Origin of the sequence: Salana multivorans (assembly GCF_003751805.1) — a bacterium.
Taxonomy (GTDB): Bacteria; Actinomycetota; Actinomycetes; order Actinomycetales; family Beutenbergiaceae; genus Salana; species Salana multivorans.
In genome coordinates this window covers 974438-985986 of the sequence record NZ_RKHQ01000002.1, presented here as the reverse complement: position 1 = coordinate 985986, position 11549 = coordinate 974438, and the positions used below count along the sequence as shown (strand labels likewise).

Annotated in this window: 12 protein-coding genes; 10 read left to right on the top strand and 2 right to left on the bottom strand. The window is 74.3% G+C overall.

All coding sequences use genetic code 11. The features are described from left to right. Positions 1–11 precede the first annotated feature (11 nt). The 3 genes from EDD28_RS16595 to dprA are packed head-to-tail and all read left to right on the top strand — an operon-like array spanning position 12 to position 3137. Positions 12–422: a YraN family protein gene (locus EDD28_RS16595; RefSeq protein ID WP_123740809.1), complete on the top strand. Its 411-nt coding sequence runs from the start codon at positions 12–14 to the stop codon at positions 420–422. Further along, the gene (locus tag EDD28_RS16590; protein WP_123740808.1) at positions 422–1975 is read left to right on the top strand and encodes a YifB family Mg chelatase-like AAA ATPase; all 1554 of its coding nucleotides are present in this window, start codon (positions 422–424) and stop codon (positions 1973–1975) included. The genes EDD28_RS16595 and EDD28_RS16590 overlap by 1 nt, the downstream gene beginning before the upstream one ends. Further along, positions 1968–3137 (top strand): DNA-processing protein DprA, encoded by a 1170-nt coding sequence (gene dprA / locus EDD28_RS16585; RefSeq protein WP_123740807.1) that lies wholly within the window; start codon positions 1968–1970, stop codon positions 3135–3137. Before EDD28_RS16590 ends, dprA begins: the two co-directional genes overlap by 8 nt. Here the strand turns inward: dprA and EDD28_RS16580 are convergent. Next, on the bottom strand, positions 3116–3409 hold the full coding sequence (locus tag EDD28_RS16580) for a hypothetical protein (RefSeq protein WP_123740806.1): 294 nt from the start codon (positions 3407–3409) through the stop codon (positions 3116–3118). The genes dprA and EDD28_RS16580 overlap by 22 nt on opposite strands. Before the next feature lie 95 nt (positions 3410–3504). Next, on the bottom strand, positions 3505–3744 hold the full coding sequence (locus tag EDD28_RS16575; RefSeq protein ID WP_148059653.1) for a hypothetical protein: 240 nt from the start codon (positions 3742–3744) through the stop codon (positions 3505–3507). 348 nt (positions 3745–4092) lie between these two features. Here EDD28_RS16575 and EDD28_RS18125 point away from each other — a divergent pair, with 348 nt between their 5' ends. The 7 genes from EDD28_RS18125 (at position 4093) to EDD28_RS18155 (ending at position 11531) form a co-directional block, all read left to right on the top strand. Beyond that, positions 4093–5265, top strand: coding sequence for a tyrosine recombinase XerC (locus EDD28_RS18125; protein WP_281272587.1), 1173 nt, complete (start codon positions 4093–4095; stop codon positions 5263–5265). 426 nt (positions 5266–5691) lie between these two features. Beyond that, entirely contained in the window at positions 5692–6249 is a 558-nt protein-coding gene (locus EDD28_RS16565; RefSeq protein ID WP_123740804.1) for a M23 family metallopeptidase, read from the top strand. A gap of 290 nt (positions 6250–6539) precedes the next feature. Continuing rightward, positions 6540–7499 carry a 30S ribosomal protein S2 gene (gene rpsB / locus EDD28_RS16560; RefSeq protein WP_123740803.1) on the top strand — a complete coding sequence of 320 codons (960 nt, stop codon included), beginning with the start codon at positions 6540–6542 and terminating at the stop codon, positions 7497–7499. Positions 7500–7547: 48 nt separating this feature from the next. After that, complete coding sequence (gene tsf, locus EDD28_RS16555) at positions 7548–8393, top strand: translation elongation factor Ts (protein ID WP_123740802.1); 846 nt, start codon at positions 7548–7550, stop codon at positions 8391–8393. A 124-nt stretch (positions 8394–8517) separates the two neighbouring features. Then, positions 8518–9240: a UMP kinase gene (gene pyrH / locus EDD28_RS16550; RefSeq protein WP_123740801.1), complete on the top strand. Its 723-nt coding sequence runs from the start codon at positions 8518–8520 to the stop codon at positions 9238–9240. A gap of 77 nt (positions 9241–9317) precedes the next feature. Further along, positions 9318–9875 (top strand): ribosome recycling factor, encoded by a 558-nt coding sequence (frr, locus tag EDD28_RS16545; protein ID WP_123740800.1) that lies wholly within the window; start codon positions 9318–9320, stop codon positions 9873–9875. A 6-nt stretch (positions 9876–9881) separates the two neighbouring features. Next, positions 9882–11531, top strand: coding sequence for a phosphatidate cytidylyltransferase (locus tag EDD28_RS18155; RefSeq protein WP_342769950.1), 1650 nt, complete (start codon positions 9882–9884; stop codon positions 11529–11531). The last annotated feature ends 18 nt before the right edge of the window (positions 11532–11549 follow it).

The following is an 11549-nucleotide window of genomic DNA, read 5'->3' as shown; positions in this document are numbered from 1 at the left end:
AGGAGGTGGCCATGGCAGCGAAGGACACGCTCGGCCGGCGCGGGGAGGACCTCGCCGTCGCCTGGGCTCAGGAGCAGGGATGGTCCGTGCTCGCCCGCAACTGGCGGGGCGAGCGCGGGGAGATCGACGTCGTCGCCAGGGACGGGGACTGCCTCGTCGTGCTGGAGGTGAAGACGCGCTCCTCGATGGTGCTCGGCGGCCCGCTCGCGGCGGTGACACCGCGCAAGCTCGCGCGGCTCCGGTTGCTGACGGGGGAGTGGCTGGCGCGCGCCGACGAGGCCGGGTCGAGCGAGGCGCAGGGGACCGGGGGCCGCGCGCGTGGCCGCGGTGGCGGTCCGAGCGACGTGCGGATCGACGTGCTCGGCATCCTCTGGCCCGACGGGTCGGAGCCCCGCCTGGTCCACGTCCGGGGCGCCGGCTGATGGGCCTCGGTCGGACCTCCGCGATCGCGCTGCGCGGGCTGGTGGGGGACGTCGTCGAGGTCGAGGCCCACGTGGCCGCGGGCCTGCCGGCCTTCACGCTCGTCGGTCGCCCGGACCGGGCGCTCTCGGAGTCCCGCGAGCGCGTGCGCGCCGCGGTGCACTCGTGCGGGATCACGTTCCCGCAGCGGCGGGTCACGGTGAACCTCTGGCCGGCGGAGCTGCCGAAGGCCGGGTCGTCGTTCGACCTCGCGGTCGCGGTCGCGGTGCTCGCCGGGGCGGACGCCGCACCCGCTCGGCCGCGCGGCGTCGTGCACCTCGGCGAGCTCGGACTCGACGGCCGCGTCCACCCGGTCAGGGGCGTGCTGCCGATGGTGCACGCGGCCGTCCGGGCCGGGTGCCCCCGCGTCGTCGTCCCGCTGGCCGACGTCGCCGAGGCGTCGCTCGTGCCCGGTGCGCAGGTGCTCGGGGTCGGCCATCTGGCGGAGCTCCTGGAGCGGTACGGCGCGGAGGTGACCGTGCCGCGACTCCAGCCGGTGGAGCGCGCCGTCGCCGGTGGTGCGCCCGCCGCGGAGGCGGGTGCCGCGCTGCCGGGAGCCGCGCTCGACCTGGCCGACGTGGTCGGGCAGGACCAGGCGCGGTTCGCCCTCGAGGTCGCCGCGGCCGGAGCACACCACCTGTTCCTCGTCGGCCCGCCGGGGACCGGCAAGACGATGCTCGCCGCGCGGCTGCCGGGGATCCTGCCCGACCTGACCGAGGCGGAGGCCGTCGAGGTGACGTCGCTGCACTCGGTCGCCGGCACGTTCGACCCCTCCCGCGGCCTCATCGTCCGTCCGCCGTACGAGGCGCCGCACCACACGGCGAGTGCGGCCGCGATCGTCGGCGGCGGGTCGGGCGTGCCTCGCCCCGGCGCCGCGAGCCGGGCCCACCTGGGGGTGCTGGCGCTGGACGAGGCACCCGAGTTCAGTCCGCGCGTGCTCGACACGCTGCGCCAGCCGCTGGAGAACGGGACGCTCACGCTCGACCGCGCGCTCGGGTCCGCGAGCTACCCGGCGCGGTTCCAGCTCGTCCTCGCCGCGAACCCGTGTCCCTGCGGCCACGCGGCGGGGAAGGGCGAGGAGTGCTCCTGCTCCTCGGTCCAGCGTCGGCGCTACCTGGGTCGCCTGTCCGGGCCGCTGCTGGACCGGGTCGACCTCCAGGTCGAGGTGCCCCAGACGCGCGCGGCGTCCCTGTCGGTCGAGGGCGGGGAGTCCAGCGCGACGATCGCCTCCCGGGTCCTGGCGGCGAGGCGACGGATGCGGCAACGGTGGCGCGATCGGCCCTGGTCGACCAACGCGGCGGTCCCCGGCGCGTGGCTGCGCAAGACGCACCCGTTGTCCCCGCAGGCCCGGGCCGACCTGGTGTGGGCGGTCGAGCACGGGTTGCTCACCCTGCGCGGCGCCGATCGGGTGCACCGGGTCGCGTGGACCATCGCGGACCTGGCCGGGCGGGATGAGCCCGGGGTGGACGACGTCGGTCAGGCCATGACGCTCCGGATGCGAGGGAGTCATGGGTAGCGGGCGGGCGTGGTCCGGGGCGGCGTTCGTGCCGTTCGACCGCGACGACCCCGTCCTCGTGGCGGCCGCCTGGTCGCGGCTCGTCGAGCCGGGCGACCGCGCAGCCGGGGAGGTGGTCGCGGCGCTCGGGGCGGCACCGGCGCTCGAGCTCGTCCTCGGGGGCGAGCATCTGGGCGAGCCACATCTCGACGCCGCTGTCGAGCGGTGGCGCACCCGCGTCGGTGAGCTCGACCCGGCGCGGGACGTCGAGCTGATCCGCACGCTCGGCGGGATCGTGCTGCACCGGGGTGACCCGCGATGGCCGGCGTCGCTGTTCGACCTCGGCGGAGCGGAGCCGCACTGCCTGTGGGTGCGGGGTGATCCCTCGCTCCTCTCGGCGGCGCGCGTGGGGGGTGTCGCCGTCGTCGGTGCGAGGGCGAGCACCTCCTACGGCGAGCACGTCGCGGCGGACCTCGTCGCGGCGCTCGCCGCCGAGGGGCGGGTCGTCGTGTCGGGTGGAGCGTTCGGGATCGATGCGGTCGCGCACCGCGTGACCCTCGCGGCCGGTGGGTCGACCGTCGCCGTCATGGCCGGCGGGCTCGACCGGTTCTACCCGGCCGCCAACGGCGGCCTGCTGCGACGGGTCGCACGGGAGGGTTGCGTCGTCGCCGAGGTTCCGCCCGGTTGCACCCCGACGCGGTTCCGGTTCCTCACGCGCAACCGGCTGATCGCGGCGCTCGCGGCCGGGTGCGTCGTCGTCGAGGCGGCGTGGCGGTCGGGAACGCTGTCGACCGCGAACCACGCAGCCGAGCTGATGCGACCGGTCGGCGCGGTGCCGGGCCCGGTGACGTCGGCCGCGTCGGCCGGGTGTCATCGGCTCATCCGGGAGGGGCAGGCCGTGTGCGTCGGGGACGCGGACGAGGTGCGCGAGCTGCTCGGTCCCGTCGCGGCGAGCGCGCTGGTGCCGGAGCCGGACGTCGGCCGGCTGGGGGACGCGCCGGGGCTGAGCGAGCGCGAGCGACGGGTGTGGGATGCCCTGCCGACGCGTCGGGCCGTCCGGCTCGACGCCGTGGCCCGGGCGGCCGGGTTCACGGTGGCGGAGACCCGGGCAGCCCTGGGGCGGCTGGCGGCCCGGCAGCACGTCGTGGAGGGGCGTGAGGGCTACCGCAGGTCGGGGTCCTGAGGTGGTGTCGCCGGCGGGTCGACGGGTGGGGACGCGGCGTGTGGTGACGACGTGCCCGGGCGGGTCGAGCCGCTGGGTGCCATCCCCGACGACTCCGCCCCCGCGAGCCTGCGACGCGACCGGGCCGCCGACACGTTCCCCCACCACATGAGGGCGCTGGCGGCACCGCCGCCCGCGAGGCTGGCCCCCGCCATGTCCCATCGGGACTGCACGGCGTTCAGGAGCGCGATCACGAGAGTCGCGATGATCGCGCGGACGAGACCCTTGTCCATGTTTTCCTCTCTACTACGCCGACGCGGTGCCCGCCGCCGTGGCGTCCGACGGGGCTACGCCCGTGGCGGGTTGCGCGTCGGCGAGCACCGGTCGACTACCGCTGGTCGGGCGCCCGAGGCGGGAGACCGGGGCCGCCGGGCGGCGGAGTCGAGGGCGCCGCCGCCTCCGTTCTGGCGCGGGTACGGGCGGCCGACCTCTCGCCGAACCACACGATGCCCACGACGACGACACCGGCGACGAGGCAGATGGCCGCCATGTCCCACGTCCGCTGCACGGCCCACGCGAGCGTGAGGGCGAGGACCGAGAGACTCGGGTACAGGATTCGCTTGTTCAACGAGAGCCCCTTCACCTGACGCACTGGATCCCGGCGAACGTGCTGTAGCCGAGCCGCAGCTCCAACCGTGGGTGGCTGGCCGGGCACATACCGAAGGCTTTCCCCGCCGGGCCCGCGATGTACTTCTGCTCGGTCCGCGAGTGCCGGTCGTGACCACTGGCGCGTCCGATACTTCTGGGTAGCGCCATCTTAAGGAGAGTGCTCGGTTTGCGTCAATCCCGGACGAAGGGGGTGGGCGGTGTGGATTCGGTTCCGCGGGGTTCACGGCCGGGGCGACGGGGGCGACGTGGGCGACGTGGGCGGGTGTCGGTGGTTGCGTCGGGGCGGTTCGGAGGCGAGCGTGGGGGAGTGAGCGGAGCGCGGGACGTCGAGCAGGCGGCGCAGCGCGCCCGCTCGGCGTCCTCCCGTCGCGCGTCGGTCGGTGTGCCCGACGGGACACGGCCCGGCGACGCGGCGCTGCTAGAGGAGTTCGCGAGCTACCTCACCCTGCAGCGGGGGCGCTCGGAGCACACCGTGCGCGCCTACCTGGGGGACGTCGCCGACCTGCTCGCCGAGACGCCGGGCACGGCCGCGCGCGCCGACCTGGAGCGGCTCGACCTCGCCGTTCTGCGGCGGTGGCTGGCCGGTCAGACGACGCGCGGTCTCGCCCGCTCGACCATGGCGCGGCGCGCCTCCGCCGTCCGGACGTTCACGGCCTGGGCGACGGCGCAGGGGCATCTGGCGATCGACCCCGCCCTCCGGCTCAAGGCGCCCCGCGCGGACCGGACCCTGCCGACCGTCCTCAGCGCACGCCAGGCGGCCCTGGCCGTCGATGCCGCCCGTGACGTGGCGACGGCGCACCGTCCTTCCGTTGACCCCGACGGCTCCACCGACCCCGACGGCTGGGTCGGTCCGGACCGTCCGGACGACGACTCGACGGGAGCCGACTCCGGCGTTGCCGTCGAGGCCGATCCGGCGCGCCGTTCCGGTGGTCCGGGTGCCGCGGCACGCCGTGGGGCGGGCGACTCCGCGGAGCTGGCGGCGGTCCAGGCGCGGGACGCTGCCATCCTCGAGCTGCTCTACGGGGCGGCGATCCGGGTGTCGGAGGCGTGCGCCCTCGACGTCGACGCGCTCGACCTGCCCGCCGGCCTCGTCCGCGTGCTCGGGAAGGGCAACAAGGAGCGCGTCGTGCCGTTCGGGACGCCGGCGGCCGAGGCGCTGCGTCGGTGGCTGACCCGTCGCGCCGACCTCGCCGGCCCACGCGCCGGCCACGCGCTGTTCGTCGGCGTCCGGGGCGGTCGGATCGACCCGCGGACGGTCCGCACGATCGTCCACCGGGCCGCGACGATCGCCGGCGTCCCGGACATCGCCCCCCACGGGCTGCGCCACTCCGCCGCCACGCACCTGCTCGAGGGTGGCAGCGATCTGCGCACCATCCAGGAGATGCTCGGGCACGCCTCGCTGGCGACCACCGAGCGGTACACGCACGTCTCACCGGAGCGGCTGCTCGCGACGTTCCGCCAGGCGCACCCACGCGCCTGAGACCGGCGCCCGGCGGCACGGTCGGCTTGCGCCGGTCCGGCGCGCTGGGGCGTGCGGAGGGCGCCGCCGAGCGACCGAAGGCTCGCGCCCATCCCGCGTCTGGAGCCGGTGCTCTGCACGATGCCGAGGGGGCGCTCGCTTGCGCCGGACCGCGTCCGCCACCGGCGCCGAACGCATCGCCGGTCGAGCCGGTCCGCTCACGCCAACCCGCGCGTGAGTGCGGAGGCGAACGGTGCCGAGCGGCCACCCGCACGCCGGACGGGGTGGTGGTGCGCGCGAGACCCCGTCGGCTCACGGTCGCCGCCCGCCCCGGTTCGAGCCCCTGACCCGGGGCGCTCGCTGTCCACAGCGTCGCGAGATGTGCGTGCGTCCACCGTGTCCCGCCAGCCCCCCGCGCGGGCCGCGGAGAACCGGCACGCTCGAGCGATGAACCAGTCGATCAGACGGAATCGGCCGACCGGGCCGAACCACCGGACCCTGCACCTCGCCCTCGCGGCGATCCTTGCGGCGCTCGTCGCGCTCTCCTTCGTCGTCGCCCCCGATGCCTCGGCTCGCCCGGCGCGCCGTCACGCCGACGTCGTCTACGACTGGCCGATCGGCGACGGCGACGTCACGCGCCCCTTCGACGATCCGGCCCTTCCCTGGCTGGCGGGGCATCGCGGCGCCGACCTCGCCGGCAGCGAGGGGGACGAGGTGCGCGCGGCGGGCGACGGCGTCGTCGCCTTCGCCGGCAGCGTCGCGGGCAGGCCCGTGGTGTCGATCGACCACGACGACGGGCTGCGCACGACCTACGAGCCCGTCCTGCCCGGCGTCGCGGCGGGGCAGCGGGTCGCTGGAGGAGAGGTGATCGGCACGCTGGAGGCGGGCCACGGCACGGGCGCCGACCTGCACTGGGGTGCGCGCCGCGGTCGTGACGACTACGTCGACCCCGTCCTGCTCGTGAGTCCGCGGCCCGTGATCCGCCTCTATCCGTTGAGGCAGTAGGATGGAAGGCGCACTCGGTCCGTGCCGAGTGACATCGCGTGCCCACCCACCGGTCGGCAGCCGCCAGCACGAGTCCCGTCATGGTCCTCGCGCGGGCGGACCGAGCCGCCCGGGGCGCAGTTCTTCGGTCCATCTCGGACATCGATCCGAGTGGCAGTGCTGCGTCGTGAGCACCAGGGACCGCCCCGAGAGGGGAACGGTCAGCAACCGACACGCGGCAGCGTCGTGGGCAGGACCCGCCGACGCGCGCCGCACGATGCGTGGGCTCGCCCACGCCGAAAGGACGTGCCATGGCCGTCGTCACCATGCGTCAGCTCCTCGAGAGCGGCGTTCACTTCGGGCACCAGACCCGCCGTTGGAACCCGAAGATGAAGCGCTTCATCTTCACCGAGCGCAACGGCATCTACATCATCGACCTGCAGAAGTCGCTCGCGGACATCGACCGCGCGTACTCCTTCGTCAAGGAGACCGTCGCGCACGGCGGGACGATCCTCTTCGTCGGCACGAAGAAGCAGGCCCAGGAGACGGTGGCCGAGCAGGCCACGCGCGTCGGGATGCCCTACGTCAACCAGCGCTGGCTGGGCGGCATGCTCACCAACTTCCAGACGGTCTCCAAGCGCCTCGCGCGCCTCGCGGAGCTCGAGGACGTCGACTTCGACGACGTGGCCGCCTCCGGCCGCACGAAGAAGGAGCTCCTCATGATGCGCCGCGAGAAGGAGAAGCTCGAGCGCACGCTCGGCGGTATCCGCACCATGGCCAAGGTGCCCTCGGCCGTGTGGGTCGTCGACACGAAGAAGGAGCACCTCGCGATCGCCGAGGCCCGCAAGCTCAACATCCCGGTCGTGGCCATCCTCGACACGAACTGCGACCCGGACGAGGTCGACTTCCCGATCCCCGGGAACGACGACGCCATCCGCGCCGTCGCGCTGCTCACCCGCGTGGTCGCGGACGCCGTCGCCGACGGCACCATCGCCCGTCACTCCGGCTCCCAGACCGGCGAGGAGGCCGAGCCGCTCGCCGAGTGGGAGACCGAGCTCCTCGCGGGCGAGGTCGCCGCCGGTGAGGCTGCCGCTGACGCGCAGCTCGCCGCCGACGAGGTCCTCGTCGAGGCCGAGGTCGCCGAGGCCGTGGCCGAGGTCACGGGCTCCGAGGCCGACGAGGCTGCCGCCGTCGTCGCCGAGGTCGTGGCGGACGCGGCCCAGGTCGCGGCGGACGAGGTCGAGGCCGCGGCCGAGGGCCGCGACGCCTGACCGGCGCCAGCTCACCACTCGACTACACGATCGGAAGAGAGAACAGTCATGGCGAACTACACCGCCGCTGACATCAAGGCGCTCCGTGAGCGCACGGGTGCCGGCATGCTCGACGTCAAGAAGGCGCTCGACGAGGCCGAGGGCGACTCCGAGAAGGCTCTGGAGATCATCCGCGTCAAGGGCCTCAAGGGCGTCGCCAAGCGCGAGGGTCGCGCCGCGTCGGAGGGTCTCGTGACCGCCGCCGTCGTCGACGCCCCCGACGCCGACGGCCAGGTCGGCGTCCTCGTCGAGCTGAACGCCGAGACCGACTTCGTCGCGAAGAACGAGAAGTTCCTCGCCCTCGCGGACAAGGTGCTCGGTGCCGCCGTCGCCTCGCAGGCCGCCGACGCCGACGCGCTGCTGTCCGCAGCCGTCGACGGTGGCACCGTCGCGGACCTGGTGGACGAGGCTGCGGCCACGCTCGGCGAGAAGATCGTCGTGCGTCGCGTCACCCGCGTCCCGGGCGAGCGCATCTCGGTCTACCTGCACAAGACGGCCAAGGACCTCCCGGCCCAGATCGGCGTGCTCGTCGCGTCGGACGTCGCCGCCCAGGAGATCGCCGACGACATCGCGAAGCACATCGCCGCCTACTCCCCGCTGTACCTCACCCGTGAGGACGTGCCGGAGCAGACGGTCGCCGACGAGCGTCGCATCGCCGAGGAGATCGCCCGCAACGAGGGCAAGCCGGAGGCCGCGCTCGCCAAGATCGTCGACGGCCGCCTCAACGGGTTCTTCAAGGACCAGGTCCTCGTCGAGCAGGCCTACGCCCGCGACCCGAAGAAGACGGTCGGCCAGGTCGTCACCGAGTCCGGTGGCAACGTGACCGGCTTCGTCCGCTTCCGCGTCGGCGCCTGACACCGAACGGCGGCCCCGACCACGCACGTGGTCGGGGCCGCCGTCGCACATCACCACCCGTTCGTCCCAGCCGCCAGCGCAGTCGATCCACCGCCTGCCAGCCGAAGGAAGCGTAGGAACCGCGATGTCCGAGCCCACCGCCCGCCCCCGCCGCGTTCTGCTCAAGCTCTCCGGGGAGGTGTTCGGTGGTGGCCAGATCGGTCTCGACCCGGACGTCGTCTCGAGGATCGCCGGTGAGATCGCCGAGGCCGTCACGGACGGCGTCCAGGTCGCCATCGTCGTGGGCGGCGGCAACTTCTTCCGCGGCGCCGAGCTCTCCCAGCGGGGCATGGACCGCGCCCGCGCCGACTACATGGGCATGCTCGGGACCGTCATGAACTGCCTCGCCCTGCAGGACTTCCTCGAGAAGGCCGGGGTGAGCACGCGCGTCCAGACGGCCATCACCATGGGACAGGTCGCCGAGCCGTACATCCCGCTCCGCGCGATCCGCCACCTCGAGAAGGGCCGCGCCGTCATCTTCGGCGCCGGGGCGGGCATGCCCTACTTCTCCACCGACACCGTCTCGATCCAGCGGGCCCTCGAGACCCACTGCGACGAGGTGCTCGTCGGCAAGAACGGCGTCGACGGCGTCTACACGGCCGACCCGAAGGTCGACCCGACGGCGACGAAGCTCGACCACCTGACCTTCGACGAGGCGCTGCAGCGCGACCTGCGCGTGCTCGACGCGACCGCCTTCAGCCTGTGCCGGGACAACGCCCTGCCGATGCGCGTCTTCGGCATGAACGAGCGGGGCAACGTCACGCGCGCCCTCCGGGGTGAGAAGATCGGGACCGTGGTCACGGCCTGAGTCCAGCCCGACGGCCTCACCGGGCCGACCACCACGACAGCAGCGGTGCCCGACCGGGCGCCACGTTAGGAGCAGCAGTGATCGACGACATTCTCCTCGAGGCCGAGGACAAGATGGACAAGGCCGTCGAGTTTGCCCGGGAGGAGTTCGCCGCGATCCGCACGGGCCGTGCCAACGCGAGCCTCTTCCACCGCATCCTCGTGGACTACTACGGCGCCCCGACGCCGCTCCAGCAGCTCGCCGGCGTCACCATCCCCGAGGCGCGCACCGTGCTCATCCAGCCGTACGACCGCGCCGCGACGAACGACATCGTCAAGGCCGTGCGCGACTCCGACCTCGGCGTCAACCCGACCGACGACGGCAACGTCATCCGCGTCTCCATGCCCGTCCTCACCGAGGAGCGCCGCCGCGACTACGTGAAGCTCGCCAAGCACAAGGGCGAGGAGGCCCGCGTCTCCGTCCGCGCCGTGCGTCGCAAGGCCAAGGACGAGCTCGAGCGACTCGTCAAGGACGGCGAGGTCGGCGAGGACGAGGTCGCCCGCGCCGAGAAGGAGCTCGAGGGCATCACGAAGGGCCACGTCGAGACGATCGACTCCCTGGTCGCGCACAAGGAGCGCGAGCTCCTCGAGGTCTGACACCGCGTGACCACCCCGGACGCTCCCGCCACCGAACCCGAGCACTCGCCCCCGGTCTCCCGACGCGCCCTGCGCCGGGCGGCCGCGACGTCGGCGACCGCTCGGGGGCCGGAGCCCGCCGTCGACCAGCCCGCCGTCGAGGAGACGGCCGGCGACGAGGGCACGCGTCCGGGCTCGGCATCGACGTCCGTCCGGACGTCGACCGCGCCCGGGACTCCCGCCCCGGACGCCACGGTCGAGCCCGCCGCGCCGCAGGGCCCCGACCGGCTCTCGGACACGGCCACCGTCATCCTCAGCCGGCGCGAGCTGCGCGCCCTGCGGGCAGAGACGGGAGCCATTCCGGTCGTCGTCGAGCCGACAGCCGCCGAGCCCGGGGCTGCGGACCGGTCCCGGCGCCCGGCGGAGGGCGCCGACGACCGGACCCATGTCGCTGCCGGCGCTCCGGCGGGACCCGTATCGACCGTGAGCGTGACCGCAGCACCTGTCGCGACCGCGCCGGCCTCGGCGACGCAGGCCTCCGCCACGCCGACCTCCGCCACACCGACCTCCGCCACGCCGACCGGGACGGTGCCGGCCGAGCCGGCCTCGGCACCGACTCGACCGGCCCCGACCAACGCCGGTGCCTCCGCCACGGCCGGATCGGCGTCCAGCTCCGGCGATCCCATCGCCGCCGCGGCCGAGCCCGCCTACGGTGCCGAGCCCGCCTCCGGCACCGAGCCCACGATCGTCGCCGAACCCACTGTCGAGCCCGCGTCCGCCGCGGACGAGCCCCCCCCCGCCGCGATCCCGACGCTGGCCGCGCCCCTCGACCCGATCACGACCATGCCGGTCGTCGCGGCCCCGTCCTCGCGCGCCGGGCGCAACCTTCCCGTCGCCATCGGGGTCGGCCTCGGCCTCGGGGCGCTGTTCCTGGCGAGCCTGTTCATCCGCAAGGAGCTGTTCGGCGTCCTCGCCATCACCGTCATGGTGATGGCGGTCATGGAGCTGCGCACGGCCCTCGCGAAGGTCCGCGTGGCGATCCCGCTGCTCCCGCTGGTCGTCGGAACGGCCGGGATGGTGGTGTCGTCCTACCTCGTCGGTCCCGAGGCGCTCGTCGTCGCGCTCGTCGTCACGGCCGGGGCACTCGTGGTCTGGTGCGTCATCGACACCCCCGGGGCGCTCGCGCTGCGCAACGCCAGCGCCTCCGTCTTCGTCGCCGCCTACGTCCCGTTCCTCGGCTCGTTCCTCGGGATCGCCCTCGCGGCCGGCGACGGCGCGCTCCGCGTCCTCTACATCACCGCCCTGGCGGTGGCCTGCGACACGGGTGGTTACGCCGCCGGCGTGCTCTGGGGACGCCACCCGATCGCGCCGACCGTGAGCCCGAAGAAGTCCTGGGAGGGCTTCGGCGGCTCGATCGCGCTCGCGGTCGCCGTCGGGGTCGGGCTCGGGATCTGGTTCTTCGACCTGGCGTGGTGGGCCGGCCTCCTCCTCGGCGTGGTCGCGGTGCTCGCCGCGGTGGTCGGGGACCTCGCCGAGTCGCTCATCAAGCGCGATCTCGGGATCAAGGACATGGGCTCGTTCCTGCCCGGCCACGGCGGGATGCTGGACCGCATCGACGCCCTGCTCGTCGTCGCGCCCGTCGTGACCGTGCTGCTCGCCTACCTGGTGCCCGCCTGATCCGGTGCGGCGCCGCCC

What these genes read in the sequence shown, in the direction of transcription:
- EDD28_RS16595 (WP_123740809.1), top strand. Translation starts at nt 12, where the DNA reads ATGGCAGCGAAGGACACGCTCGGCCGGCGCGGGGAGGACCTCGCCGTC.
- EDD28_RS16590 (WP_123740808.1), top strand. Translation starts at nt 422, where the DNA reads ATGGGCCTCGGTCGGACCTCCGCGATCGCGCTGCGCGGGCTGGTGGGG.
- dprA (WP_123740807.1), top strand. Translation starts at nt 1,968, where the DNA reads ATGGGTAGCGGGCGGGCGTGGTCCGGGGCGGCGTTCGTGCCGTTCGAC.
- EDD28_RS16580 (WP_123740806.1), bottom strand. Translation starts at nt 3,409, where the DNA reads ATGGACAAGGGTCTCGTCCGCGCGATCATCGCGACTCTCGTGATCGCG.
- EDD28_RS16565 (WP_123740804.1), top strand. Translation starts at nt 5,692, where the DNA reads ATGAACCAGTCGATCAGACGGAATCGGCCGACCGGGCCGAACCACCGG.
- rpsB (WP_123740803.1), top strand. Translation starts at nt 6,540, where the DNA reads ATGGCCGTCGTCACCATGCGTCAGCTCCTCGAGAGCGGCGTTCACTTC.
- tsf (WP_123740802.1), top strand. Translation starts at nt 7,548, where the DNA reads ATGGCGAACTACACCGCCGCTGACATCAAGGCGCTCCGTGAGCGCACG.
- pyrH (WP_123740801.1), top strand. Translation starts at nt 8,518, where the DNA reads ATGTCCGAGCCCACCGCCCGCCCCCGCCGCGTTCTGCTCAAGCTCTCC.